Raw genomic sequence first — 24,027 nt, 5'->3', positions numbered from 1 at the left:
GCGCGCGGGGCGGGGCCCCCCGCCGCCGCGTAGCCCCCCCCCCTCCCCGCGCGGTCGCGGGCCAGCCCCGCGCGGGCCGCGTTCGCGCCCGGGCCGCCGTGCACTCCCCCACCGGGATGCGCCGAGGCGCTGGCCAGGAAGAGCCGGTCGACCGGCGTGTCCGCCCGGCCGAGGCCGGGCACCGGCCGGAAGAAGAGCTGCTGGTACGCGGCCGAGGTGCCCCCGCCGAGCGCGCCACCGACCAGGCTCGGGTTGTCCCGCTCCATGTCGGCCGGACCGGCGACGTGCCGTCCGCGCACGAGCCGGCCGAAGCCCGGCGCGTGCTCCTCCAGCACCGCCTCGATCCGCTCCACGTGTCCGGCGATCTCCTCCGCGCTCCACCGGGCCCGGTGCGGCAGGTGGGTGTACGCCCAGAGCGACTCGGTGCCGGCCGGCGATCGGGTCGGATCGGCGACGGTCATCTGCCCGACCAGCAGGAACGGGTCACGCGGCAGCTCGTCGCGGGCCAGCGCGGCGGCGTACCGGGTGAGCCCGTCGAGATCCGCGCCGAGGTGGACGGTGCCGGCACCGGCGACGGCGGGGTTCTTCCACGGCATCGGCGCGGAGAGCGCCCAGTCCAGCTTCACGGTCGCGCCGTCCCAGCGGAAGTGCGCCAGATCCTCGACGAGCCGGGGCGGCAGCCACGCCGGCCCGACCAGGTCGAGGTAGAGCGCGGGCGCCGGCACGTCGGCGAGGACGGCCCGCCGGGCGCGCCAGGTCTGGCCGCCGAGGGTACGCACCCCCATCGCGATGCCCCGGGCGACCAGGATCCGCTCGACGCGGGCGCCGTACATGATCCGGCCACCGCGCGACCGGAGGCGGGACACGAGCGCGTCGGTGAGTTTCTGCGCGCCGCCCTCCGGTACCGGCCAGCCGATCTCCTGTCCGAGCATCGTCAGCAGCCAGCCGTACACCCCCGAGCCGGCGTCCTCGGGCGACAGGTCGGTGTGCAGCGCGCAGCCGGCCATCAGCACGGCGCCGCCCTCCCCGGCGAAGAGCTCCCGCCCGAGCGCGCGCACGGGGAGCACCATTCTGCGGGCCAGCCGCAGCGCCCCCGCGGTGCGCAGCCGCGCCAACAGCGACAGCGTGTCGCGCACCGGCGGGAACGGGGTGAAGAGGGCGTCGAGCAGCCGCGGCGAGAGGGCACGCCATTCCGCGTACGCCGACAGCCAGCGCTCGTCGTCGCCGGGGGCGAACTCGCCGACGGAGGCCGCGGTCGTCCGCGGGTCGTGGCCGAGCACCGCGGCCCGCCCGTCCGGCAGCAGGTGGGCCAGCACGTCGGGGGCGTGCCGCCAGCGCAACCCGTGCTCGTCAAGGGCCAGCCGGCGCAGCACCGGTGAGGCGGCCGCGAGCGGGTAGAAGGAGCTGTAGAGGTCACTCAGGTAGCCGGGCGCGGTCACCTCCGCCGACCGCACCGCGCCGCCCGCCTGCGGGGTGGCCTCCAGCACCACGACGTCCCAGCCCGCGTCGGCGAGCAGGTTCGCCGCGACGAGACCGTTGTGCCCCGCCCCGACCACCACCGCGTCTACCCCGTTCATGCTGGCGATTCTCTCCTGCCCCGGTTGCCGGGCGACAAACGACGCGCGTTTGACGTTCCGGACGTCGGGCATGCTGCGCCGCATGTACGAGGTGGAACAGCTCATCGGCGGCGCGTGGGTCGCGGGTGGTGACCGTCGGCTGACGGTCCTGGACCCGGCCGACGACACGCCGGTCAGCGACGCGCCGGTGGCGACGCCGGCGGACGTCGACGCCGCCGTGAAGGCGGCGCGGGAGGCGGCGCCCCGCTGGGCGCGCACGCCGGCGGCGGACCGCGCGAGCGCGCTACGCCGGGCCGCGGACGCGGTGGAGGCCGAGGCGGACCGCCTCGCCGACCTGCAGACCGCGGAGATGGGGCGGCCGATCGGCAGCGCCCGTGGCGGTGTCGAGGCGGGGATCGGCACGCTGCGCCAGTACGCCGAACTGGGACCGGTGCACCGGGGGCGGACGCTGGCCGGCGGCAACGACGCGATCGACCTGATGGCCTACGAGCCGCGCGGCGTAGTCGCCGCCATCACCCCGTGGAACGACCCGGTCGCGGTCGCCTGCGGTCTGCTCGGTGCCGCCCTGGTCACCGGCAACACGGTCGTGCACAAGCCCAGCGAACGCACCCCGGCCACCGGCTGGCTGCTCGCCCGGCTGCTGGCGGAGCACCTGCCGGAGGGGGTGTTGTCATTGCTCACCGGGGACGGCGAGGTGGGCGCGGCGCTCGCCGGTCAGGAGGTGGATCTCGTCGCCCATGTCGGCTCGACGGCCACCGGTCGCGCCATCGCCGCGACGTGCGCCCGAAACGACACGAAGGTCCTGCTGGAGAACGGGGGCAGCGATCCGTTGATCGTCGACGCGAACGTGGACCCGCGCTGGGCGGCGGAGCAGGCCGCGATCGGCGCGTTCAGCAACGCCGGACAGGTCTGTGTCGCGGTGGAGCGGATCTACGTGCACCGGTCGCTGGCCGGACGTTTCCTCGGCGCGCTCGTGAAGCGCTGCGGCGAGATGCGGGTGGGCCCGGGGCGGGACCCGTACACCGAGCTGGGGCCGCTGGTCGACCGGCGGCACCGGGAGCAGGTGCACGCGCAGGTGACCGCCGCGGTCGCGGACGGGGCGAACGTGTTGTGCGGTGGTGTCGTGCCGGAGGGGCCGGGGGCGTTCTATCCCGCCACGCTGCTCGCGGGCTGCACCGATGACATGGCAGTGATGCGGGAGGAGACGTTCGGTCCGGTGGCGCCGGTCATGGTGGTGGACTCCTTCGACGAGGCGCTCTCCCGCGCCGGCGTCTCCCCCTACGGCCTGGCGGCGACGGTGCTCACCGCCTCGATGAGCAACGCGCAGCGGGCCTGGCGGGAGTTGCCCGTCGGCACAGTCAAGATCAACGCGGCGTTCGGCGGCGCACCGGGCGGCGCCGCGCACGCGCGCCGCGGCAGCGGCCAGGGCTTCGGGTACGGCCCGGAGCTGCTCGATGAGTTGACGGTGACGAAGGCGGTGCACATCGAACCGCCCGGCGGCCCGGAGTCGCACTGGTAGCGGGGCTACCGGCCGCGCCCCTTCTCGACCTCCCGGGCCTCGGCCGTCGCCCGCCGGTTGGCCTTCTCGATCGCGTCGACCAGGTCCGGTTTCTTCATCGACGACCGCCCGGGGATGTCGAGTTCCCCGGCGACCTCCTCCAGGTGGTCCCGGGACGCGTTGACGTCCACCCCGCCGGCCGTCGGGCCCCGCTCCTGGCGCGCGCCCCGCTCGGCCTGCGGATCGCTCGGACCCTTGCGTTCCTTCGGCTCCCAGCGGTCGCCGACCTTCTCGAACGAGTGCTTCAACGAGGCGAACGCGGTGCGGTGGGCCCGCTCCCCCTCGCCGTACGTGCCGACCGCCGAGTCGTGCGTCTTCTTCCAGGTCTCCTGCGCCTTCTCGGGCGATCGCCGCAACGTGCTCGGAATATCGTCGGGTTCCGGCATCGTGTGCCTCCTGTCGTCTGGTCGTGGTGATCCCGAAACGGTGCCCGGCACCCGCGGACCCAAACCGGCCCGGCACGGTGTTTCTCGATTTGGCCCGCCGGGTAGCCGGTGTTGTCAACACATCGCGTGGCGTGCCAGACCCGGCGGCGCCCGCAGCCAGGAGGCCACCCATGCCATCGACGACGCGCCCGGCCACCCGGTTCTCCGCGCGCCGGCGCCCCACGCACCTGCGCCAGCTCACCTTCTCGACCTGGCGCGGCGTGGCCGTCCACAGCGTGCAGGGTTTCATGAAGCACAACTGCACGGACTGGGCCGCGGCGCTGACCTACTACGCCGTGCTGGCCCTCTTTCCCGCGCTGATCGTGATCGTGGCGCTGGTGGGGCTCGTCTCGCAGGGCAGCAAGACGGTCGAGACGATCATCGGACTGGCCCGTCAGGTCGGCGCCGGCTCCGTCGTGGGCAACCAGGGCGTGGTGGACGCGATCAACGGGGTGGTCAACCAGCAGAGCTCGGCGAAGGTGCTGCTGAGCTTCGGTCTGCTCGGCGCGCTCTGGTCGGCCTCCGGCTACGTCGGCGCGTTCAGCCGCGCCGCGAACGCGATCTACGGCGTGACCGAGGGGCGCCCCTTCCTGAAGCTGCGGGCGCAGCAACTCGTCATCACCGCGCTCGCGCTGATCCTGCTGGCGGTCGTCGCGACGGGGCTCATCGTCAGCGGCCCGGTCGCCGACGCGGTCGGCGACGCCCTGCACCTCGGCGACGCGCCCCGGACCGCGTGGGGCGTACTGAAGTGGCCGCTGCTCGTCGCCGTCATGATGCTGGTCCTCGCGCTGCTGTCCTGGTTCGCGCCGAACGTGGAGCAGCCCCGCTTCCGCTGGCTGACCGTGGGGGGCGCGGTGGCGCTCCTCGTCTGGGCGCTCGCGTCGGTCGGTTTCGGCTTCTACGTCGCCAGCTTCGGCTCCTACGACGCCACGTACGGCAGCCTCGGGGCGATCATCGCCTTCCTCGTCTGGCTCTACCTCTCCAACTGCGCGGTGCTGCTCGGGGTGGAGGTCAACGCCGATCTGCAGCGGTACCGGGCCATCCAGTCCGGGGACGCCGATCCGGAGACGCCGCTGCCCCCGAAGACCCCGGCCGAGGACGACCGACCGGGCGATCCGCAGGTTTAGCGAAGTGGACGGAGGGTAGCCAAACAGGCATGGAACGGGGCAACAGCAAACACGGTCCGCGGATGGACGACGCGATGGTGGCGGAGGTGCGGGGCACGGTGCAGGGCACCGCGGGCGCCCGCGCCGAGGAGTGGCACGAGGCGGAGCCGGCCGGCGAGGACCAGCCGAGCGCGGCAGTGGTCCCGCCGGGCGACCGCACCGGTGTGCCCCAGGGCATGACCAGTGAGGAGGTCGAGCAGCGAAGCCAGTTGGGGCGCTACATCACGCTCTCCGCGCTCCCCGGTGACCGCGCGACGCTGCGGCTCAACGCCGAGGAGAACGACGCGCCCGACGAGATCCTGGCGCAGCTCGACCGGCTGCCCGACAACACCACCTTCGACACGGTGTCCGAGGTGTGGGCCGCGCTGGGACACGCGAACGAGACACAACGCTGGTGACAGACGACCACTGATTGTCACCACCCCCCGAAGGAGGATGCCCAGGATGGGAACGGTTACTGAGCACGTCGACGTCGCGGTGCCGGTGCGCACCGCGTACAACCAGTGGACCCAGTTCGAGGAGTTCCCCCACTTCATGGAGGGCGTCAGCGAGGTCCGGCAGATCTCGGACACGCTGACGCACTGGAAGACCGAGATCGCCGGGGTGACGCGGGAATTCGACGCCAAGATCACCGAGCAGCTGCCGGACGAGCGGGTGGCCTGGGCCTCGACCGAGGGCCTGAAGCAGGCGGGCGTGATCACGTTCCACCGGCTGGACGATCGGCACACCCGGGTGACCGCCCAGATCGAGTACGAGCCGGAGGGCATCGCGGAGCAGGCCGGCGACAAGCTCGGCATCGTCGACCGGCGGGTGAAGGGCGACATGAAGCGGTTCAAGGAGTTCATCGAGAGCCGCGGTGGGCATGAGACGGGCGCCTGGCGCGGCGAGGTCCCCCGGCCCCAGCCGTAAACCGCACCGCGCATCGATCGCACCTCTGCGACCGCCCCGGACCCGTGTCCGGGGCGGTCGCATGTCAGCCCCGCCCCACCGGTCGGATCCTCGCGTCGGGGATCGTTTGTGGATCCGGCGTCGGGGTAGGAACCTCGACATGAGCGATACCGAGAGCGGCATCTGGCGTGACGAGGAACGGCTCCCCCTCCACGAGTTGGAGCGGGCCATGGGCAGCTCGGCGCAGGACGGGCAGCTCGACGACGTGACCGGCCACGACGCCGGTCAGGAGCAGGCGTACGGCCACGGCGCGGAGGCGAGCGAGCCGGGCCGCGCGCATGGCGAACGGGCCGGGGGCGCGACGGACGAGCACCGGGGCTACCGCCCCTCCACCACCGGCCGCACCGGGCCGCACTGACCCGTCAGGCCGCGACCGGGCTCGCCGCCGACGACCGGCGTCGGGCCGACGCGGCGTAGAGCGCGAGCAGCAGGAGCGAGAGCACGGTCAGGGCCGGGCCGAGCCGTTCCACGTCGCCACCGAGCAGGAGGCCGATCCCGGCCGGGATGAGCGCGCCGCCGAGGCCGGCGCCCGCGATCTGCAGACCGATCGTCCGGTCCGCGTGGGCGGGCCCGACCCGCTCGGCGGTGGTGAGGGTGAGCAGCGGGAAGACCGGCGCGGCGGCGAAACCGATGATCGCCAGGCCGGCGACCGCCAGGTACGCCGGCCCCGGTACCGCCACCAGGACCGCGCCGGCGGCCATGCCGGCCAGGCTGCCGACCAGCACGCGCCCGGTGCCGAGGCGTTCCGCGACGACCCCCTGCACCACCCGCCCGACGAAGAGGCTGGCCCAGTAGCCGGAGACGCAGATGCCGGCGGCGGTCGCGCCCATCCCCCGTCCCGTCGTGAGCAGCAGGTACGCCCAGAGCCCCGCGGCCACCTCGATGGCGGTGTAGACCGCGAAGGCGAGCACGCCGAACCAGACCGCCGGCAGGGCGAGGGTGTCCCGTCCCCGTACGGCGATCGGGGTTGCCTCCCCCGGCGCCGCCGCGCCGCCGACCCGACGCCGTCCCCACGCGCGGAGGGTGAGCACGAACGCCGACGCGAGCACCAGTTGCGCGACCGCCACGGTGCCGTAGCCCCAGCGCCAGGAGAGCCCCAGCTTCAGCACGCCGGTCATGATCAGCGGGCCGAGCGCCACTCCGAGGCCGAAGAACGCGTGCATCCAGTTCATGTGCCGGGGGCCGAAGGCACCGGCCGCGTACGCGTTGAGTCCGGAGTCGATGGCCCCCGATCCGAGACCGAGCAGCAGCGCACACCCGATCATCAGCGCAAGCGCCGGCGACGCCACGAAGCCGCCCAGGGCGAGGGCGGCCAGCGCGGTGCTGACCGCCAGCAGCCCGCCCACGCCGAGCCGGGTCAGGGCGAACCCGGCGGCCACGCTGGACGTCAGGTAGCCGACCGTGGCCGAGGTCAGCACGAGTCCGACCGCCGCGGTCGGGACGTGGAAGTCCGAACTGATCGAGGGCCAGCCGACACCGATCAGTCCGTCGGGCAGCCCGAGGCTGATGAAGGCCAGGTAGGCGAGGGTGAGCAACGATGCGCGCGGCGCGGTGGGGGCGGTCGACACAGCTGCCGATCCTTCCCGATGCCGCGGTGCCGGTCGCGCCGGGGCGCGCGGCGAGTTGATCGGTTACCGCAATCACGGGATAGCGGGGTTATCCGCCCTCGCGTGCTCGGGTCCATCTAAACCGGACAGGTCACCCAGAATCGGCCGATCGGCTGACGGCGCGGGCGGAGCGGCGAGTAAGACTTTCGGGATGCATCAGGCTCCCGGTTTCCTCTCCGCGCGCCAGCGCCGCTGGGCATGGCTCGGTTTCATGCTGACCGCGCTGCAGGCTCCCGTGTCCGCCCGTCTGCTCCCCGACGAGTCGTGGCTGTTCAGCGTCTGCGTGGCGCTCATGGTCGCGACCGTCATCCTGGCCGACGACGCGATGCGCCGTCAGCCGGCGGACGCCCGCAGCACCAGCCAGGAGTAGTCACCAGCCAGGAGTAGTCACCAGCCAGGAGTAGCCGCCGGCCGGGATCAGCCGGCGCGAGGATCAGGCGACACCCGGGACCGGCCAGCTAGGCAAGATCAGCGTCAGCCAGGATCAGCCCTCCGGAGGGCAAGATCAGCTGCTAGCCAGGATCAGCCGTCGCCGACGGGTCACCCTCCGGGCGCGCCTCGTGCCCGGGCCGTCCGTGGGTCCGCCGCCGCTCCTTCATCTCGGCTTCGTAGAGGTGCCGCCGCCCCCCGGCGAGCTCCGCACGGGCGTGCGCGTCCAACCGCTGGAACGTGGCGTAGTAACCGTCGTCGAAGTCCTCGACGATCTGGAACGTCCATCGCCCCGCGATGACGTTGCGGCCGACCAGTTCCCGCCCGATCCGGTCGGCCAACGCCGGCTGCCCGGCGGCGCGGAAGAGGTCGACGGCCTCGTCGAGCATCAGGTCGGCATGCCCGATCAACTGGTGCGTCGAATAGAGGTGGCCGCGGGCGCGCTCCACCGTCTCCAGGGCTTCGCTGAGCTTGCCCAGCGCCCGGACGGTCGCGTCGTCCACCCCCGCGGGGCGCTGGTGCGCAGCGTCCGGACCATCCCCGGCGTCGGCCATGTTCCCTCCCGTACGGTCGATGGACGGCCACATACCCGCTGTCGTCCCGATCCATACCGGCGCCCGTGCCGTTTCGGCGACAGAAAGGCGATCCGCCCGGGAATTACCCGCAGTAGGGCTTTGATGGGGCCTCATCACACACGGTCGGGTGTCGCCCGTTACTCTGCTGTTATGCCAGGCGCGGCAGGCCACATCCACACGACGACCTCCGCCGTGCCCGCCGCCCGCAACGGTGCCCCACGCGGGGCGATGCCGCCGGCCACCCGTCCGTGGCAGGACACCCCGCTGGGCGCGCCGCAGACCTGGGGCTCCGCGCTGCGCGCCGTGATCGACCTCGTCCTCGCCTCACCGGTCGCCATGACGTTCACCTTCGGTGACGAACACACGATGGTCTACAACGACGCCTTCGCGGGCCTGCTCGGCACGCGCCACCCGGCGGCGTTCGGGCAGCCCGCTCCGGTCGCCTTCGCCGACGTGTGGCACACGCAGGGGATGGGCGACGTCGTCGAGCGGGTCTACCGCACCGGTGAGTCCCATCTGGACGCGGAGAGCGCGACGTCCACCCGGCAGGACGCGCCGGAACAGGTCTTCTTCACCCGCGGGTGCTCCGCCGTCCGGGACGCGAGTGGCCGGATCATCGGCACGCTGAGCGTCGTCGTCACGGAGCCGACCGGGGTGACCCGGGGCCTGCAGAGTCTGAGTGAACTCACGTCGGCGCTCGCCGGCACGCTCACCCTCGACGACGTCGCCCGGGTGGCGCTGCGCCACGCGCTCTTCTCGTTCGACCTCGACCAGGTCAGCTTCGGGGTGGACGACGGTGGCGGGTGGCGGGTGGTGCGCCGCGTCCGGGGTGAGCTGCTGGACGACGCGGACGAACGGCTGCCTCCGGTGTGGCGGCGGTTGGCCGCCGACTCCCCCGCGCCGCTGGTCGCCGCGGCCGGCGGCGGGGTCGCCCGATTCACCGACGACGGGCAGCCGCTGGCGGAGACCGCCCTCGACCGCCACGACGAGAAGGTCCGGGCGCTCGCCGCGCTGCCCCTGCTAACCCCGTCGCTGCGCGGCGCGCTGACGTTCGGCTACCGGACCGCGCACGGCTGGCTCCCGGCCGAGCGGGCGCTGCTCACCGCGGCGGCGGAGCTGGTCGCCCAGGCCGCGGAGCGGGCACGGCGGTTCGAGACCCAGCACGGCACGGCACAGCTGCTGCAACGGAGCATGCTCCCGCACCGGCTGCCCGACGTGCCACGCTTCCGGATCGCCGCCCGGTACGATCCGGGCGTCGACGGCAACTCCGCCGGCGGCGACTTCTACGACGCGTTCACCCTCCCGGCCGCCCGCGGGCGCGCCGAGCTGCTCGCCGTGGTCCTCGGCGACGTTGCCGGGCACGATGTCCGGGCAGCGGCCCTGATGGGGCAGGTACGCGCCGCCCTGCGCGCGCTCGCCCTCACCGATCCGGACCCGGTCACCGTGCTGCAGGCGCTGGACGGGCTGGTGAGCAGCCTCAGCGACGAGACCGCGATGAACGAGCTCTTCGCCACCGTTCTCTACGGGATGCTCGATCCGCGCACCGGGTCGCTCACCCTGGCCAGCGCCGGACATCCGGCGCCGCTGCTGCGGCGCGGTCGGGCCGGGGCGCACTACGTCGAGGTGCCGCCCGGCCCCCCGCTCGGCTTGGGCGGGCAGCGGCGGGCGGCGACCATGCAGTTGTCCCCCGGCGACACGCTCCTGCTCTTCAGCGACGGTGTGATCGAGCGGCGGGACGCGGAGCTCGATGACGGCATGCGGAGCCTCGCGGCGGTCATCGGCGAGGCGCCCCGTGGCGACCCCCGGACCCTCTGCGCGCTCGCCACCGCGGCCGTGTCGGGCTCCACGGAGGACGATGTGGCCGTGCTCGCGATCGAGCACGCGATCACACCCAGCCGCTCCGCCGTGATGGAGATGCCGGCGGAACCCACCGCCCCGGGGCGGGTACGCCACTGGATGACCGCGCAGCTCACCGCCTGGGAGCTGCCCGAGTCGGTGGTCGGCCCGGCCGTGCTGTGCACGAGCGAACTGACGACCAACGCGCTCCTGCACGCCGGCACTCCGGCTCTGGTGCAGATCGACCTGAGTTCGGAGCGGCTGCTGATCTCGGTCGCCGACAGCGGCACCCGGGGCGCGGTCACCCGCGCCCGGACCGAGACGTTGAGCAGCCGCGGCCGCGGCCTCGGCCTGATCGAGGAGCTCAGCGACGCCTGGGGCACGGATCCAGCGGTCCGCGGCTCCACCGTGTGGTTCGAGATCCTGATGCCGGCCGGCCGCGAACTTCCGGCGGACGCGTCACGCGTCCCGCCGCCCACGGCTGGGTAGTAGCGCGACATGACCATGCAGAACCGGCCGGCCGGCGTGCTCTTCGACGTCGACGGCACCCTCGTCGACACCACTTACCTGCACACCGTCGCCTGGTGGGAGGCGTTGCGCCAGTCCGACCACGGCGTACCGATGGCCCGCATCCACCGGGCGATCGGTATGGGCGCGGACAACCTGCTCGACCATCTGCTCGGCGCCGACCGGGACCGGGGCGACGACGACCGGCTCCGCGCCGCGCACACCAGCCTCTACGCCGAATACTGGCCACGGCTGCGGCCGCTCCCCGGCGCCACCGACCTGCTACGCGCGTGCGCCGGCCGGGGGTTGCGGGTGGTGCTCGCCTCCTCGGCGTCGGGCCGCGAGCTGGACACCCTACGCGCCGTGCTCGACGCCGACGACGTGGTCACCGGCGCGACCTCGTCGTCGGACGCGAAGCGGAGCAAGCCGGCGCCGGACATCGTGGAGGCGGCGCTGGCCGACGCGGGCCTCGAGGCGGACCGGGTGGTGTTCGTCGGCGACTCGGTGTGGGACGTGGCCGCCGCCGGAAAGCTCGACATTCCGTGCGCGGCGGTGACCTGCGGCGGCACCAGCCACGCCGAGCTGACGGAGGCCGGCGCGGTGGCGGTCTACCAGGATCCGGCCGCGTTGCTGGCCGCTCTCGACGAGTCGCCGATCGGCTCGCTGACCTGATCTCCACCGGCACGCCCCGCTCCCCGGCACCGAAGTTCGTCCGATTGCGGATGCGCCCCCGACCGACCTGGTGAACTGAGCGGGGAGCAACACGGCAGGCGGGGAGCGGCGGGTGACGTGGGATCCGGCAGACCTGGCCTACGCGCTGATCGGGCTGGGTGCGGTGCTGGCCGGGGTCCTGCCTCGGGTGATGGAGCGGCGTCCGTTCTCCATGCCGATCGTCTTCCTCGGGATCGGCATGATCGTGTTCGCCCTGCCGACCGGTTTGCCCGGCCCCGATCCGCTGGCCCATCCGACGCTCGCCACGCACCTCACCGCGGTGGTCGTGATCGTGGCGCTGATGGGCGCCGGGCTGAAGATCGACCGGCCGCTCGACTGGCGGACCTGGATGTCGACGTGGCGGCTGCAGGTCATCGCGATGCCGCTCTCCGTCGCCGCCGTCACGCTGCTCGGCTGGTGGTGGGCAGGGCTCGCGCCGGCCGCGGCGCTGCTGCTCGGCGGCGCGCTCGCGCCGACCGACCCGGTGCTTGCGTCGGACGTGCAGGTGGGCGAGCCCACCAACGTCGAGGACTCCGAGGACGAGGTGCGCTTCGCGCTGACCGCCGAGGCGGGACTCAACGAAGGGCTGGCCTTCCCGTTCGTCTACGCGGCGATCGCGCTGGCCGGCACGGCCGCCGCACCGCAACAGTGGCTGCTGCGGTGGCTGACCGTCGACGCGACGTACAAGCTCGTCATGGGCATCCTGGGCGGCATCGCGATCGGCTGGCTGCTCGGCCGGCTCTTCTTCCGGACCCACTCCGAGACGTTGCGGCTGGCCCGGCACTCCGAGGGTTTTCTCGCGCTGGCCTCCTCGTTCCTGACGTACGGCGTGGTCGAGCTGATCGGCGGCTACGGCTTCCTCGCGGTCTTCATCGCCGCCCGCGCGATCCGCCGCGCCCAGCGGCCCAGCCACTATCACCAGGTGCTGCATGACTTCTCCGAGCAGATCGAACGGCTGCTGACGATGTTCATGTTGGTGCTCTTCGGCGGCGCCGTCGTGTCCGGCCTGCTCGCTCCACTGACGTGGCAGGCGGCTGTCGCCGGTCTCGCGCTCATCTTCGTGATCCGTCCGCTGACCGGGTGGCTGTCGCTGTGGGGCGCGCCGGGGTACCGCGAAGAGCACTGGGTGATCGCGGCGTTCGGCATCCGCGGCATCGGCACGCTCTACTACCTGGCGTACGCGATGGGGCACGCGCACTTCCCGCACGCCGATCTGGTCTGGGCGGCCGGCGGGTTCGTCGTCCTCGTCTCCGTGGTGGTGCACGGCGTCGCGGCGACGCCGGTGATGCAGCTGCTCGACCGCGCGCACAAGCGGACCGACGGCACGCAGACCGGGCTGGCCCAGGAGACCCGGTGACGCCTCGTTGAGGCCCGCCGGCGCCCCGGCGCCGTGCCGCGCTTCGGTACGCTTCCCGGCATGCTGTCCGGGCGGGCCCACCACGAGTTGACGAGACTTTTTCCCGGGTCCCCGCCGACCGTGTGGTGCACAGTGGACGGCAGGATTCCCCGGCCCCCCAGGGAGACGCACCGGGCCGCCGGGGGCGGACGACTCAGGCCCGGACGGCCACGCCTGCTCGAACTGCTCGTCATCTCCCTGGCGTTGCTCGTGCTGCCGGTGATGCTGCTGCAGAAGCTGGCGCGGCGGCTCATGGAGACACCCGACGATCGCCGGCGACGCCGGCGGGCGCAGGCGGCGCGCGCGGATCGGGGCGCGCGGGCCACCCGGCTCCGGACGACGTGGGGCGCGGTCGGGGACGAGCAGATCTTCGACGGCGACTGGGCCGGCGCGGCGGGGCAGCTTCTGCTGAGCTGGTTCGACCGCTGCCCCAACCCACGCCGCCTGCTCGTGGTGGCGCCGCAGCGGATCGCGCTGGTCGGTCCCCGCCAGCGGGCCGCGTACCCCGCCCGCGCCCGGAACTTCGTGCTGATCGCCGAGTTTCCCCGCGGGGAGGTGGAGCTCGAGTCGCCCGACATCGACAGCGAACCGTGCTACCTGCGGCTCCGGTTCGCCGACGGGTCCTGGTTGATCCTGACGATGCCGGACCGGGCCGCCGTGGCCCCGTTCCTGACCGCGGTGCGGGCCGGCCGGGAGACCTGCTCCGTCGGCTGACTAACGCGCCGCGCTCCGCGGGGGCAACCGGTGCACGGTGAGGTCGGTCAATCGCCCGTCGCTCAGCTGCGCGGTGACGAAGGTGGCGTACGGCTGACGGCGCCGGTCGGTCGGCGAGCCCGGGTTGAGCAACCGGAGTCCGCCGGGCGCGACGGTGTCCCACGGGATGTGCGAGTGACCGAAGACGAGAAGGTCGCATCCGGCGAACCGCTGCGCGCAGCGGGTCTCCCGCCCGGTCGCGGGCCCGGTCTCGTGCACCATCGCGACGCGCAGCCCGGCCAGCTCGACCCGCGCGATCTCCGGCAGCCGGGCTCGCAGCGCGGGGCCGTCGTTGTTGCCGTGGACGCCGATCAGTCGTTCCGCCCGCGCCTGCACGGCGTCGAGCAGCGACTCGTCCACCCAGTCGCCCGCGTGCAGCACGACGTCGGCGGCGTCGATCGCCTCCCAGAGCGGAGCCGGCAGGTCACGGGCGCGCTTGGGCACGTGGGTGTCGGCGGTCACCACCAGTCGCACGGTCCCACCGTAGCGGGGTGCGCCGCGGCCCGGCGCACCCCGTCACGGGTCAGGGCACGCCCCAGTGCTGCGCGTCCGTGCCGTTGCGGGTCCACGGCCGCACGGGCTGCCCGGGACCACGGGCACTTCACATATCGGCGACACACCCGTACGGTGGTCGATGTATTTGGGAGCGCTTCCATCGAAGTCCTTCCATCTTTTCCGCTCCGGGAGGAGAGCTCCGCATGCGCAGAACACTCGTGGCCGGCGCGGCCGCCACCACGACGCTGGCGGTGGCCACCGCCGTCGGCGTCGGGCTGGTGCAGCCGCGCGCCGCCGAGGCCGCCGAATCCGCGTTCTACGTCGACGCCGACACCAGCGCCGCCCGCTGGGTCGCCGCCAACCCCACCGACCCGCGCGCCGCCGTCATCCGGGACCGGATCGCGAACGTGCCGCAGGGCCGCTGGTTCACCCAGACCAACACCGCCGCCGTACGCGGGCAGGTCGACGCCTTCGTCGGCGCGGCCGCCGCCACGGGGAAGATCCCGATCCTCGTCGTCTACAACATCCCCAACCGCGACTGCAGCGGCGCGAGCACCGGCGGCGCCCCCGACCACGCCAGCTACCGACAGTGGATCGACCAGGTCGCCGCCGGCCTCGGTGGCCGTCCCGCCACCGTCGTCCTGGAGCCCGATGTCCTCGCCCTGATGGGCACCTGCATGAACGCCGGGCAGCAGGCCGAGGTGAAGGCGTCGATGGCGTACGCGGGCAGGAAGCTCAAGGCCGGCTCGGCGCAGGCCAAGGTCTACTTCGACGCCGGCCACTCCGCGTGGCACTCCCCCGCCGAGATGGCGTCGCGGCTGGTCGGCGCCGACATCGCCAACAGCGCCGACGGCATCTCCAGCAACGTCTCCAACTACCGCTCCACCGCCGAGGTGACCAGCTACGTCAAGGCGGTGATCGCGGCGACCGGCGTCAACCGGCTGACCGCCGTGATCGACACCAGCCGCAACGGCAACGGGCCGCTGGGCTCCGAGTGGTGCGACCCGGCCGGTCGGGCGATCGGCACCCCGAGCACGACCGTGACCGGCGACGCGAAGGTCGACGCGTACCTCTGGGTGAAGCTGCCCGGCGAGGCGGACGGTTGCCTCGCCGGCGCCGGTCAGTTCGTGCCGCAGCGGGCGTACGACCTGGCCATCGCGGCCGGGAACCCACCGACGACCGCGCCGCCCACGACGACCCCACCCACGACCCCGCCGACCACGACCCCGCCGAGCACCCCACCGGTCGGCGGCTGCCGGGTGGTCTACACCCCCAACCAGTGGAGCGGCGGCTTCACCGCCGAACTGCGGATCAGCAACGGCGGCGCCGCCACGACGGGTTGGAACCTCACGTTCACCGTGGGACCCACCGTGCGGCTGACGAACGGCTGGAACGGCGTCTGGAGCCAGTCCGGCAGCCAACTCACCGCCCGCAACGCGGAGTGGAACGCCTCAGTGCCGGCGGGCGGCACGATCAGCGTGGGCTTCCAGGGCACGTACACCGGGAGCACGCTGCCGCCGCCCAGCGGCTTCGCCCTCAACGGCGCCCCCTGTGGCGGCTGACCACCGCGCGCCGGCCCGGTGGGCCTCCTCCGCGCCGACGGAGCACAGCGCAGGCGTTATCGGGCCGGGGATCAGGGAACCTCAGTCATGACAAAGGAGGCAAATTATGACTAGACCCTCGATCCCTGCGGGGACCCCGATGAGCGGGACGCAGCGCGCCGGCACGATCTCCGGTCCGGCCGCGATGCCGAGCGGCGACGGCGGCGCGGTGGGGCGCGCCACGGTCACGGTCGCCACCTTCCCCGACTACGCGCCCGCCCAGCGCGCCGTGGACTACCTGTCGGACAACAAGTTCCCGGTCGAACGGACCGCCATCGTCGGCACCGACCTCCGGCTCGTCGAGGACGTGCTGGGGCGGATGACGACCGGCCGGGCGGCGCTCGCCGGCGCCGGGAGCGGGGCCTGGTTCGGCCTGCTGATCGGACTGCTGATCGGCATCTTCAGCGCGGTCAACTGGCTGGGCATCATCGTCACCGCGGTGGTGATCGGCGCCGTCTGGGGCGCGGTGTTCGGGGCGGTCGCCCACGCGATGACCCGCGGAAGCCGCGACTTCACCTCCTACAGCTCCCTGCAGGCGAGCGAGTACGGGGTCAACATCGACGCCGATCTGGCCGACCGGGCCCGGCAGGTCCTCGGCGGGATGGACGGGCGGCACGCCGCCCCCGCCCGCTGACCCGTACGCGTCAGCCGGCCACCGGGCGGAACAGCCGGGTGGCCGGCGCGGCGGACCGGTCAGGAGTGGAAGCTGAGCTCCCCCGCCGGGATCGGCGCCGCCACGCGGTTCTCCTCCGGCGCGAGCGGACAGGCCCAGCGCGAGTCGTAGGCGCAGGACGGGTTGTAGGCGTAGTTGAGATCGAGGCGCACCCCGCCACCGGGCAGCACGCTGACCCCGCGCCCGAACGTGCCCTTGACGGTGTCGGTGAGATAGCGGCCCCCGCCGTACGTCTCCCGACCGCTGGTCCCGTCCCGCACCGGTAGGAAGAGCCCACCCCCGTACGCCTCGATCCACCACAGCGTCAGCGGACCCCACGGTGACTCCGCGATCCCGATCCGGCGGTACCGCACGATCCCGTCCGGACCGCCCGTGTCGATGGTCTCGGTCCCCTCCGCGGCACGCAGCGGCACCTCGACGACGGCGGCGGGATCGGGTGGGAAGTACCGCAGGCCGGTGAACGCGGCACGCTCGGCCGGGGGGATCGGCGACTGCGGGTGCGCGGCGAACAGCGCGTCGCGGGCGTTCCGGAATTCGGTCAGGTCGCGGTCCGACAGGTAGAGCCGGGCCACCTGCTCGCGCCAGTCCAGCAGCTCAAGATCGTGCATTCGACCACGCTATCCGCTCGCTCGCTCCCCCGCCCAGGATCAGCCGTCGCTGGCCAGCCGGCCGTGGATGTGCTCGTCGTAGCGCCGGCCGTCGCCGTACCGGTAGGACTCGCGCAGCGTCCCCTCCAGCGGGTAGCCGGCCTTCTGCGCGACCCGGCACGACGCGGCGTTGACGGCGGCGTGGCACAACTCGATGCGGTGCAGGCCGAGCGTGTCAAACGCCCACCGGGTGAGCAGGGCGAGCGCACCGGAGGCGACACCTCGCCCGCGCGCGGCGGGCAGGGTCCAGTAGCCGATCGACGCGTTGCCGGACCCGGGACTGATGGCGTGCAGCGAGATCGAGCCGAGCAGGGTGCCGGTACCGGGGTCAGCGACGGCGAGGGAGGCGTGGTCACCGTCGGACCAGTCGGCGCGCCGGGCGACCCAGGTGCGGGCGGTGTCGAGGTCGGGGTCGACGCCGACGGGCCCCGGGTTCCATTGGGCGATCGCCGAATCCCGCAACGCGCGCAGCACCTCGGGCGCGTCGGCGGGACGCCAGGGGCGCAGCAGCAGCTCCGACCCGGAGAGCTCGACGGGTTCCATGGCGGGCAGTGTCGCACCCGGGTCGTCGACCCGCGAGCGGTTTACGTTTCAATCTCGTAGGACGAGCATCTGACGTAGCCGAACGGCTAGATGAGTGACGTACGGAATATGTATTTCAATTTTGAACGGTGTTAGTCTCGGCGGGTGGTCGAGAGTCTGGACAGTGCGCGGATGGCGTGCTGGCGCGCCTACATCGAGTCGAGCCAGCGGTTGCTGACCGCGCTGGAGGACGATCTCCGCGAGGCCAGCGAGTTGAGCTTCGCCGACTACCACGTGCTGGTCCTGCTCTCCGAGGCCCCTCAGCAGCGGCTGCGCATGGGCGAGCTCGCCAGCCGGCTGGTCTTCTCACCGAGCCGGCTGACGTACCAGGTGACGACGATGGAGCGGCGCGGCCTGGTCGTGCGGGAGAGCTGCCCGGAGGACCGTCGCGGCAGCCAGGCCGTGCTGACCGCCACCGGCCTGCTGGCGCTCCGCGAGGCCGCGCCCCATCACCTCGCCGCGGTGCGCGGCCACTTCATGGACGACCTCGACGACGCCGAGGTCGCCTGCCTCCACCGAATCTTCGAGCGCCTCGGCCAGCGGCTGGCGACATGACCGATTGACGCGTCACCGGCCCGCTCGCACCACCACACGCAGAGCTGAGAGAAGGAACCATGCCCGCCATCACCGTGGACGACGTGCTCGTCCTGCCGCGCCTGCCCCGCCTGGACCCCGCCGCGACCGCATACCGACCCGTACGCCGGCTGATCACCGCGCCGAGCGGCTACGAGGGTGAGGGGTTCCCGGTGCGCCGGGCGTTCGCCGGCGTGCCGATGCCCGAGCTCGATCCCTTCATCCACCTCGACCAGATGGGCGAGGTCGACTATGCCCCGGGCGAGCCGAAGGGCACCTCCTGGCACCCTCACCGCGGCTTCGAGACCGTCACCTACATCATCGACGGCATCTTCGACCACCAGGACTCCAACGGCGGCGGCGGGACCATCACCAACGGCGACACGCAGTGGATGACCGCCGGCAGTGGCCTGCTCCACATCGAGGCTCCGCCGGAGCACCTCGTGATGAGCGGCGGGCTCTTCCACGGACTCCAGCTCTGGGTCAACCTGCCGCGCGTCGCGAAGATGAGCGCCCCGCGTTACCAGGACATCCGGGGCAAGGAGTCGGCTCTGCTCACCACGCCGGACGGCGGGGCGCTGCTGCGGATCATCGCCGGCGAGATCGCCGGGCACCGGGGCCCCGGCTCGACGCACACCCCGATCACCATCACGCACGTCACCGTGCAGCCCGGCGCCGAGGTGGACCTGCCGTGGCGCGCCGACTTCAACGCGCTGGTCTACGTGCTGGGCGGAAAGGGAACGGTCGGGACCGAGCGCCGACCCGTCCACACCGGGCAGCTCGCCGTGCACGGTCCGGGTGACGCGCTCCGCTTCGCCGCGGACGAGCGACAGGATTCACACACCCCGCAACTCGACCTCTACATCATGGGCGGTCGGCCGATCCGCGAGCCGCTGGCCCACTACGGCCCGTTCGTGATGAACACCCGCGACGAGCTGATCAAGGCGTTCGAAGACTATGAGGCCGGGCGGCTGGGCACCGTCCCCGCCGCGCGCGTCCCGCACTCCCACGGCCAGCAGCCGCCGCGCTGACCACGCCACACGCGCTCACGGCGTCTCGGTCGACCGGACGGGACGCCGTGACGTGGATCCGGCGGCGGGCGGGGTCGCCCGTCACGACGAGACCAGAAACATCCCCAGTACGCCGAGCAGCACCATCACGAGCATGGTCAGCAGCAGTCCCTGCTCGCTCTCCGCGGGCTGGACACCGTAGCTCTGCTGCCGGTCGGGGGTAGCGGTCGTCATCGGGGCCTCCTGGGCGGGTACGTCGACAGATGGCGGATGGAACGCGCGGTGGCTCGGCGCGCCGCGTGGCGCGTTCCGGAACGAGGGCTTCGTCGACCTCACGGGCCGCCGTACGGAGAAGCGGAAACCGGTTCCGCGTCCGTGGGGGGCGACCCGGAGTTCGAGATACCCAGCTGGAGCTGGCAAAACCAGGTCAGTGGCGGGTGCCTCGCGTGCCCCCCGGCGGGGTCCGTCGAGCCCGGTGATCACGTACACTCCCGGGCCGCCACGCGCGCCTACCGTCGATGCGGAATGACGACTCCGCTTCCCACCGATACGGACGTTCTCACATTGTTCGATGACCTATCGGATTGATATTCCCTTGATCGCCGGCTACGTCCGTATCGACGAGGCGGCCCGACGGTTCGGCGTCGTCGGCCGTCCGCACCCGCACCCGGCGTCCTTGAGCGTCCCGTTTCGGCCGCGCGGGGAAGGGGAATAGCCGCCTGGGTCCGATTTTCCGTGTTAGATGTCCGTATTTGTCTTATAACGCGAGCTTTATCCATCGTCCTTTCGGCTAGACTTCTGCTAACCGTTACGGCTAGGGTTCGAGTCGAACCGCTGATCTGACACATGCGAAAGACGTACTTGTCATCTTGCGGACGAGGTGCAGGGAGGACCACCATGACCGCGATCGCCACAAGCACGCCGGCGACCACAGTGCCCCAGACCGAGCTTCTGACCGAAGCACCGGTGGCGGCAACCACGGCGCTCACCGACAGCGCCGCAGACCTGCTCAACGCGATGGCCGCGCTACCCGCCAACCACCCCTCACGTGCGGCGCTGCGTGCGCGCACCATCGAGGCGTGGCTGCCGCTCGCGCAGCACCTGGCGCACCGCTACAGCGGGCGCGGCGAGCCGACCGACGACCTGGCCCAGACCGCGGCGGTCGGACTCATCAAGGCCGTCGACAAGTTCGACCCGTCGCGCGGCGTCGACTTCGCCGGCTACGCGATCCCGACCATCATCGGCGAGCTCAAGCGCCACTTCCGCGACCGCACCTGGGACATCCGGGTGCCGCGTCGGCTCCAGGAGCTGCGGCTGAGCATCTCCGAGGCCAACAGCACGCTGCTGCAGTCGCTCGGCCGTTCGCCGACGGTCGCCGACATCGCCACCCACCTGCGCCTCACCGAGGAAGAGGTGCTGGAAGGGCTGGAAGGCGCCCGCGCGTACAACGCGGTCTCCCTCTCCACGCCCACCGGCGACGGGGAGCGGGCGACGGAGCTGGGCGACATGCTCGGCGCCGAGGACGGCGAATACGAGCTGGCCGAGCTGCGGGTCGCGCTCGGACCGGCGCTGGCGACGCTCGACGATCGCGAGCAGAAGATCCTCACCCTGCGCTTCTACGGCAATCTGACCCAGTCGCAGATCGCCGAGCAGATCGGGGTCTCCCAGATGCACGTCTCGCGGCTGCTGGCCCGGGCACTCGGCAAGCTGCGCGGGCAGCTCGGCGAGAACTACTGAGGCACTGAGCACCGACGGGCGGTCGGGTCATTCACTGACCCGGCCGCCCGCCGTCGTGCCGACATCTGACATCGGACGCGGAATCAGCCCGTCCGGTGTGTTGGCATATGGCTAGAGTGGGCGTATGCCCATACGTTTGTCCGTGTCGGGGCCGCGACCGCGGCCGTACGGCGATCCGGAGGGTGAGATGCGCGTGCCCGCCAACCTGACCGTTCGGCGCGCAGCGGCGTGACCGGCACGGGGCACCCCGCGGAACCGCCCAACGCGGCGCCGAGCGACGGGGCCTGGCCGGGGCGGGCGCTGTCCGGCGGCGTCCTCTACCAACTGCAGGTGCGGACCTTCACCCCGGATGGCACCCTCGCGGCCGCGGCCGACCGCCTTGATCACCTCGTGCAACTCGGCGTCGACCTGGTCGAGCTGCTTCCCATCGAGACGCCGCACGGGCTCACCGCGTTCGTCGACGCCTGCCACGCGCGCGGCCTCGGCGTCATCCTGCACGTCGGGTACGAACATCTCGACCCGCGCTCCGACCACGCGCAGCAGGCGGTCCTGGCCTCCGTCGGGCGCTGGTTGCGCGAGCATCACCTCGACGGGCTGCGCGTCCAGCTCAGCGGCGCGCTGGCCGACCCCGCCGCCACCCGGTTGCTCGCCCAACTCGCCGCCGAGGTGACCGTCCTCTCCCTGCAGCTCGGTCGACCGCTGTCGCTCATCGCCGGCTCCGAAGTGGACGATGGTCGGCTCGTCGTGCCCGCCGCCTCCGCCACGCACGACCACGGCGACCCGGCGGGATGCGGCGACTTCGCCTCGCTCGAGTCCCTCGCCGCCGTGCTGGTCCGCCGGTTCGCCGCCGATCCGCTGGCGCACGACGCCGGCGCCATCGGATCGGCCCACGATCGGATCACCGCCACGCTCTCCCCCAGCCTGCGCCGGGTCGGCGCGACGCTGCTGCTCACCGGGCCCGCCATCCCGATCGTGTGGATGGGCGAGGAGTGGTCGTCTACCGCCCGTCCCGCCGCCCCCGGTCACCGACCCGCCCCGGAGCCGGCCATGGCATCGGCCGGCCGCGGCGTCAACGCCCCCACCCGCGCCTGGTGGGACGCGGCGACGGGTGACGCGCCCGCCGACGGGGACCCGGCGCCGCTCGACTGGTCCGAGCTGGGCGCGCCACCACATCGCGGGATGCTGGAGCTCTACCGCCGGCTGATCGCGCTGCGCCGACAGGAGCCGCAGCTCACCGCCGCGTGCGGAAAGAGCACCGACGTGCGGCAGGGGGACCATTTCCTCACCGTCCGGCGCGGCAGCTGCGTCGTCGTGGCCAACCTGGGGCGTACGCCCCGGCGCGTCAACGTCGCGGGCGTACCCCGCCGGGTGCTGCTCGCCACCGAACCCGGGGTCTCGCTGACCCACGACGCGGTGGACCTGCCGGCCGAGTGCGCGGCCGTGGTCGTGGGCCGTCGCTTCGACCGGCACTGATCGGCGCGGCCGAGCGGAGCTACGGAAGACTGGCCCGGTGCTGCCCGATCCCGCCACCGTCGACCTGCCGGTCCGCCACGTCCTGCCCGCCCTCTCCGACGCGCTGCGCGACGCGGGCACCGCGGTCCTCGTGGCCCCGCCCGGCACCGGCAAGACCACGCTCGTGCCGCTGGCGCTCGCCGGCGAGCTGACCGGGCGGATCATCGTCGCCGAGCCGCGCCGGGTGGCGGTACGGGCGGCGGCCCGACGGATGGCGGCGCTCCTCGGCGAGCAGGTCGGCGACACCGTGGGCTACACGGTGCGCGGCGAACGCCATACCGGTCCCTCGACGCGGGTCGAGGTCGTCACGACGGGCGTCCTCGTCCGGCGTCTGCAGCGCGACCCGGAGCTGCCCGGCACGGCCGCGGTGGTGCTCGACGAGTGCCATGAACGGCAGCTCGACTCCGACCTGGCGCTGGCGTTCACCGTCGACGTCCGCGCGCTGCTCCGTCCCGACCTGCGCCTGCTCGCCACCTCGGCGACCGCGCAGGCCGAGCGGCTCGCCGCGATCCTCGCCCCGACCGGCGCCGGCCCCGGCGCGCCCGTGATCGTCGCGACCTCGGCCCTGCACCCCGTCGAGGTCACCTGGGCTCCGCCGCCGCGGCCGGTCGACGCCCCGCACGGGCTGCGGGTCGATCCCCGGCTGCTGGACCACGTGGCGGCCACCATCCGCCGGGCGCTGCGCGAGGACGACGGCGACGTGCTGGTCTTCCTGCCCGGGGCCGGGGAGATCACCGGCGTCGCGACCCGGCTCGCGGACGTTCGCGACACGGTGGAGCTGGTCCCGCTGCACGGACGGCAGGAGGGCCGACGCCAGGACGAGGCGCTGCGTCCGGGGCCGCGCCGCCGCGTCGTGCTGTCGACCGCGGTCGCCGAGAGCAGCCTCACCGTGCCCGGCGTGCGGATCGTCGTCGACGCGGGGCTGAGCCGGGTGCCGCGCACCGACCACGCCCGCGGGCTGGGTGCGCTGGTGACCGTTCCCGTCTCCCGTGCCTCCGCGGAGCAGCGCGCGGGTCGCGCCGGCCGGGAGGCGCCCGGTCGGGTCTACCGCTGCTGGTCGGCCGCCCAGCACGAGCGGCTCCCACCGCACGCCGAACCGGAGATCGCGGTCGCCGACCTGACCGGTTTCGCGCTGCAGCTCGCCTGTTGGGGCGCCCCGGACGGCGCCGGGCTGGCGCTGCCGGATCCTCCGCCGGAGGCCCCCTTCGAGGTCGCCCGGGGCACGCTCGCCGCGCTCGGCGCGGTCGACGTGGCGGGACGGGTCACCGCACGCGGACGGGAGATCGCCGCCGTCGGCACGCATCCCCGGCTGGCGCGGGCCCTGCTGGACGGCGCACGGTCGCTCGGGACGCGCCGCGCCGCCGAGGTGGTGGCGTTGCTCTCGGAGGAGTCGGCCGGCGGACCCGGCGACGACCTGGTCGCGAGCTGGCGTCGCCTGCGGTCGGGCACGGACCCGGCGACGACGCGCTGGCGCACCGAGGCGCGCCGACTGGCCGACGCGGTACGCGGGGACGGCCCTGTCGTACGTCCGCTCCCCGACGACCTGACGGCCGGGCTGCTGGTGGGGCTGGCCTACCCGGAGCGGCTGGCGCGGGTGCGCCAGCCGGGTGGCCGGACGTACCTGATGGCCGGCGGCACCGCCGCGGAGCTCGCGCCGGCGTCGCCGCTCTCCGGGACGACCTGGCTCGCCGTCGCCGCCGCGGACCGCG

Annotated in this window: 25 protein-coding genes; 17 read left to right on the top strand and 8 right to left on the bottom strand. The window is 73.2% G+C overall.

Going from position 1 to position 24,027, the window contains the following annotated elements; translation table 11 throughout:
• On the bottom strand, positions 1 to 1,577 hold a 1,577-nt coding region (locus AB0J06_RS24505), incomplete at its 3' end, for an NAD(P)/FAD-dependent oxidoreductase (protein ID WP_357431710.1).
• Between the two features lie 82 nt (positions 1,578 to 1,659).
• On the opposite strand from AB0J06_RS24505, the gene AB0J06_RS24500 reads away from it, so the two are divergent.
• Complete coding sequence (locus AB0J06_RS24500; RefSeq protein ID WP_357431708.1) at positions 1,660 to 3,096, top strand: aldehyde dehydrogenase family protein; 1,437 nt, start codon at positions 1,660 to 1,662, stop codon at positions 3,094 to 3,096.
• Between the two features lie 5 nt (positions 3,097 to 3,101).
• Here AB0J06_RS24500 and AB0J06_RS24495 read toward each other — a convergent pair whose 3' ends face one another.
• On the bottom strand, positions 3,102 to 3,521 hold the full coding sequence (locus AB0J06_RS24495; protein WP_357431706.1) for a ChaB family protein: 420 nt from the start codon (positions 3,519 to 3,521) through the stop codon (positions 3,102 to 3,104).
• 170 nt (positions 3,522 to 3,691) lie between these two features.
• On the opposite strand from AB0J06_RS24495, the gene AB0J06_RS24490 reads away from it, so the two are divergent.
• From AB0J06_RS24490 to AB0J06_RS24475, 4 genes are all read left to right on the top strand, one after another.
• Positions 3,692 to 4,687 (top strand): YihY/virulence factor BrkB family protein, encoded by a 996-nt coding sequence (locus tag AB0J06_RS24490; protein ID WP_357431704.1) that lies wholly within the window; start codon positions 3,692 to 3,694, stop codon positions 4,685 to 4,687.
• 29 nt (positions 4,688 to 4,716) lie between these two features.
• The gene (locus AB0J06_RS24485) at positions 4,717 to 5,124 is read left to right on the top strand and encodes a DUF2795 domain-containing protein (RefSeq protein ID WP_357431702.1); all 408 of its coding nucleotides are present in this window, start codon (positions 4,717 to 4,719) and stop codon (positions 5,122 to 5,124) included.
• A 46-nt stretch (positions 5,125 to 5,170) separates the two neighbouring features.
• Entirely contained in the window at positions 5,171 to 5,635 is a 465-nt protein-coding gene (locus tag AB0J06_RS24480) for an SRPBCC family protein (RefSeq protein WP_357431700.1), read from the top strand.
• 139 nt (positions 5,636 to 5,774) lie between these two features.
• The gene (locus tag AB0J06_RS24475) at positions 5,775 to 6,032 is read left to right on the top strand and encodes a hypothetical protein (RefSeq protein WP_357431698.1); all 258 of its coding nucleotides are present in this window, start codon (positions 5,775 to 5,777) and stop codon (positions 6,030 to 6,032) included.
• A 4-nt stretch (positions 6,033 to 6,036) separates the two neighbouring features.
• On the opposite strand, the gene AB0J06_RS24470 is transcribed toward AB0J06_RS24475, so the two are convergent.
• Positions 6,037 to 7,242, bottom strand: coding sequence for an MFS transporter (locus tag AB0J06_RS24470; protein ID WP_357431696.1), 1,206 nt, complete (start codon positions 7,240 to 7,242; stop codon positions 6,037 to 6,039).
• 190 nt (positions 7,243 to 7,432) lie between these two features.
• Here AB0J06_RS24470 and AB0J06_RS24465 point away from each other — a divergent pair, with 190 nt between their 5' ends.
• Positions 7,433 to 7,651, top strand: a complete 219-nt coding sequence (locus AB0J06_RS24465) for a hypothetical protein (protein ID WP_357431694.1) — start codon at positions 7,433 to 7,435, stop codon at positions 7,649 to 7,651.
• Between the two features lie 142 nt (positions 7,652 to 7,793).
• Here AB0J06_RS24465 and AB0J06_RS24460 read toward each other — a convergent pair whose 3' ends face one another.
• Entirely contained in the window at positions 7,794 to 8,264 is a 471-nt protein-coding gene (locus AB0J06_RS24460; protein WP_357431692.1) for a hypothetical protein, read from the bottom strand.
• 171 nt (positions 8,265 to 8,435) lie between these two features.
• On the opposite strand from AB0J06_RS24460, the gene AB0J06_RS24455 reads away from it, so the two are divergent.
• The 4 genes from AB0J06_RS24455 to AB0J06_RS24440 all read left to right on the top strand — a co-directional run bounded on the left by AB0J06_RS24455 (position 8,436) and on the right by AB0J06_RS24440 (position 13,449).
• Positions 8,436 to 10,610: an ATP-binding SpoIIE family protein phosphatase gene (locus tag AB0J06_RS24455; protein WP_357431690.1), complete on the top strand. Its 2,175-nt coding sequence runs from the start codon at positions 8,436 to 8,438 to the stop codon at positions 10,608 to 10,610.
• 9 nt (positions 10,611 to 10,619) lie between these two features.
• Positions 10,620 to 11,300 carry an HAD family hydrolase gene (locus tag AB0J06_RS24450; RefSeq protein ID WP_357431688.1) on the top strand — a complete coding sequence of 227 codons (681 nt, stop codon included), beginning with the start codon at positions 10,620 to 10,622 and terminating at the stop codon, positions 11,298 to 11,300.
• Between the two features lie 112 nt (positions 11,301 to 11,412).
• A complete protein-coding gene (locus AB0J06_RS24445) occupies positions 11,413 to 12,696 on the top strand; it encodes a cation:proton antiporter (protein ID WP_357431686.1) in 1,284 nt (427 codons plus the stop codon).
• Positions 12,697 to 12,756: 60 nt separating this feature from the next.
• Positions 12,757 to 13,449: a hypothetical protein gene (locus tag AB0J06_RS24440; RefSeq protein WP_357431684.1), complete on the top strand. Its 693-nt coding sequence runs from the start codon at positions 12,757 to 12,759 to the stop codon at positions 13,447 to 13,449.
• On the opposite strand, the gene AB0J06_RS24435 is transcribed toward AB0J06_RS24440, so the two are convergent.
• Positions 13,450 to 13,962, bottom strand: a complete 513-nt coding sequence (locus AB0J06_RS24435) for a metallophosphoesterase (RefSeq protein ID WP_357431682.1) — start codon at positions 13,960 to 13,962, stop codon at positions 13,450 to 13,452.
• A gap of 224 nt (positions 13,963 to 14,186) precedes the next feature.
• Between AB0J06_RS24435 and AB0J06_RS24430 the strand changes: the two genes are divergently transcribed.
• Entirely contained in the window at positions 14,187 to 15,545 is a 1,359-nt protein-coding gene (locus tag AB0J06_RS24430; RefSeq protein WP_357431680.1) for a glycoside hydrolase family 6 protein, read from the top strand.
• A gap of 184 nt (positions 15,546 to 15,729) precedes the next feature.
• Complete coding sequence (locus AB0J06_RS24425) at positions 15,730 to 16,218, top strand: general stress protein (protein ID WP_357431712.1); 489 nt, start codon at positions 15,730 to 15,732, stop codon at positions 16,216 to 16,218.
• A 59-nt stretch (positions 16,219 to 16,277) separates the two neighbouring features.
• On the opposite strand, the gene AB0J06_RS24420 is transcribed toward AB0J06_RS24425, so the two are convergent.
• Complete coding sequence (locus tag AB0J06_RS24420; protein ID WP_357431678.1) at positions 16,278 to 16,865, bottom strand: DUF1684 domain-containing protein; 588 nt, start codon at positions 16,863 to 16,865, stop codon at positions 16,278 to 16,280.
• A 39-nt stretch (positions 16,866 to 16,904) separates the two neighbouring features.
• The gene (locus AB0J06_RS24415; RefSeq protein WP_357431676.1) at positions 16,905 to 17,447 is read right to left on the bottom strand and encodes a GNAT family protein; all 543 of its coding nucleotides are present in this window, start codon (positions 17,445 to 17,447) and stop codon (positions 16,905 to 16,907) included.
• Positions 17,448 to 17,591: 144 nt separating this feature from the next.
• On the opposite strand from AB0J06_RS24415, the gene AB0J06_RS24410 reads away from it, so the two are divergent.
• Together AB0J06_RS24410 and AB0J06_RS24405 are read left to right on the top strand one after the other, a co-directional pair.
• On the top strand, positions 17,592 to 18,041 hold the full coding sequence (locus tag AB0J06_RS24410; RefSeq protein WP_357431674.1) for a MarR family transcriptional regulator: 450 nt from the start codon (positions 17,592 to 17,594) through the stop codon (positions 18,039 to 18,041).
• A 59-nt stretch (positions 18,042 to 18,100) separates the two neighbouring features.
• Entirely contained in the window at positions 18,101 to 19,090 is a 990-nt protein-coding gene (locus AB0J06_RS24405) for a pirin family protein (protein ID WP_357431672.1), read from the top strand.
• A gap of 81 nt (positions 19,091 to 19,171) precedes the next feature.
• On the opposite strand, the gene AB0J06_RS24400 is transcribed toward AB0J06_RS24405, so the two are convergent.
• Positions 19,172 to 19,303, bottom strand: a complete 132-nt coding sequence (locus AB0J06_RS24400; RefSeq protein WP_357431670.1) for a hypothetical protein — start codon at positions 19,301 to 19,303, stop codon at positions 19,172 to 19,174.
• Between the two features lie 663 nt (positions 19,304 to 19,966).
• Here AB0J06_RS24400 and AB0J06_RS24395 point away from each other — a divergent pair.
• The 3 genes from AB0J06_RS24395 to AB0J06_RS24385 form a co-directional block, all read left to right on the top strand.
• Positions 19,967 to 20,806, top strand: a complete 840-nt coding sequence (locus AB0J06_RS24395) for a SigB/SigF/SigG family RNA polymerase sigma factor (protein ID WP_357431668.1) — start codon at positions 19,967 to 19,969, stop codon at positions 20,804 to 20,806.
• A gap of 228 nt (positions 20,807 to 21,034) precedes the next feature.
• Entirely contained in the window at positions 21,035 to 22,279 is a 1,245-nt protein-coding gene (locus AB0J06_RS24390; RefSeq protein WP_357431666.1) for a DUF3459 domain-containing protein, read from the top strand.
• Between the two features lie 37 nt (positions 22,280 to 22,316).
• Positions 22,317 to 24,027, top strand: a 1,711-nt coding sequence (locus AB0J06_RS24385; RefSeq protein ID WP_357431664.1) for a helicase-related protein, incomplete at its 3' end; no start/stop codon positions are given.

Source organism: Micromonospora sp. NPDC049679, assembly GCF_040659735.1.
In the GTDB taxonomy this organism is placed as follows: domain Bacteria; phylum Actinomycetota; class Actinomycetes; order Mycobacteriales; family Micromonosporaceae; genus Micromonospora_I.
The sequence above is the reverse complement of the archived record's forward strand: the minus strand, read 5'-3'. Positions and strand labels throughout refer to the sequence as shown.

Bases quoted from the DNA above. Each gene is read 5' to 3' on its own strand.
- AB0J06_RS24500 (WP_357431708.1), top strand. From the start codon at position 1,660: ATGTACGAGGTGGAACAGCTCATCGGCGGCGCGTGGGTCGCGGGTGGT.
- AB0J06_RS24495 (WP_357431706.1), bottom strand. From the start codon at position 3,521: ATGCCGGAACCCGACGATATTCCGAGCACGTTGCGGCGATCGCCCGAG.
- AB0J06_RS24490 (WP_357431704.1), top strand. From the start codon at position 3,692: ATGCCATCGACGACGCGCCCGGCCACCCGGTTCTCCGCGCGCCGGCGC.
- AB0J06_RS24485 (WP_357431702.1), top strand. From the start codon at position 4,717: ATGGAACGGGGCAACAGCAAACACGGTCCGCGGATGGACGACGCGATG.
- AB0J06_RS24480 (WP_357431700.1), top strand. From the start codon at position 5,171: ATGGGAACGGTTACTGAGCACGTCGACGTCGCGGTGCCGGTGCGCACC.
- AB0J06_RS24475 (WP_357431698.1), top strand. From the start codon at position 5,775: ATGAGCGATACCGAGAGCGGCATCTGGCGTGACGAGGAACGGCTCCCC.
- AB0J06_RS24465 (WP_357431694.1), top strand. From the start codon at position 7,433: ATGCATCAGGCTCCCGGTTTCCTCTCCGCGCGCCAGCGCCGCTGGGCA.
- AB0J06_RS24460 (WP_357431692.1), bottom strand. From the start codon at position 8,264: ATGGCCGACGCCGGGGATGGTCCGGACGCTGCGCACCAGCGCCCCGCG.
- AB0J06_RS24455 (WP_357431690.1), top strand. From the start codon at position 8,436: ATGCCAGGCGCGGCAGGCCACATCCACACGACGACCTCCGCCGTGCCC.
- AB0J06_RS24450 (WP_357431688.1), top strand. From the start codon at position 10,620: ATGACCATGCAGAACCGGCCGGCCGGCGTGCTCTTCGACGTCGACGGC.
- AB0J06_RS24440 (WP_357431684.1), top strand. From the start codon at position 12,757: ATGCTGTCCGGGCGGGCCCACCACGAGTTGACGAGACTTTTTCCCGGG.
- AB0J06_RS24430 (WP_357431680.1), top strand. From the start codon at position 14,187: ATGCGCAGAACACTCGTGGCCGGCGCGGCCGCCACCACGACGCTGGCG.
- AB0J06_RS24425 (WP_357431712.1), top strand. From the start codon at position 15,730: ATGCCGAGCGGCGACGGCGGCGCGGTGGGGCGCGCCACGGTCACGGTC.
- AB0J06_RS24420 (WP_357431678.1), bottom strand. From the start codon at position 16,865: ATGCACGATCTTGAGCTGCTGGACTGGCGCGAGCAGGTGGCCCGGCTC.
- AB0J06_RS24415 (WP_357431676.1), bottom strand. From the start codon at position 17,447: ATGGAACCCGTCGAGCTCTCCGGGTCGGAGCTGCTGCTGCGCCCCTGG.
- AB0J06_RS24405 (WP_357431672.1), top strand. From the start codon at position 18,101: ATGCCCGCCATCACCGTGGACGACGTGCTCGTCCTGCCGCGCCTGCCC.
- AB0J06_RS24400 (WP_357431670.1), bottom strand. From the start codon at position 19,303: ATGACGACCGCTACCCCCGACCGGCAGCAGAGCTACGGTGTCCAGCCC.
- AB0J06_RS24395 (WP_357431668.1), top strand. From the start codon at position 19,967: ATGACCGCGATCGCCACAAGCACGCCGGCGACCACAGTGCCCCAGACC.